The 252-nt window shown below is 52.0% G+C and carries 1 rRNA gene; it reads left to right on the forward strand.

Annotated features, from left to right (window positions below):
• A 23S ribosomal RNA gene (locus tag ACPUD7_RS17960) occupies positions 1–230 on the forward strand; the annotation flags it as partial.
• Between the last annotated feature and the right edge of the window lie 22 nt (positions 231–252).

The raw sequence follows: 252 nt of genomic DNA on the forward strand, positions 1-252 counted from the left end.
GGACGAACCTCTGGTGTGCCAGTTGTTCCGCCAGGAGCATGGCTGGTTGGCTACGTTCGGGATGGATAACCGCTGAAAGCATCTAAGCGGGAAGCCTGCTCCGAGATGAGATTTCCATCCATACATTGTGTGGGAGAGGTGTCCTATAGATGATGGGGTTGATAGGCCGGGTATGGAAGCACTGTGAGGTGTGGAGTTGACTGGTACTAATACACCGATCACTCATCAACTCTTTTGTTGGGGTTGGTGTGT

It is taken from the genome of Brevibacterium sp. FAM 24630, assembly GCF_049804075.1.
Classification (GTDB): domain Bacteria; phylum Actinomycetota; class Actinomycetes; order Actinomycetales; family Brevibacteriaceae; genus Brevibacterium.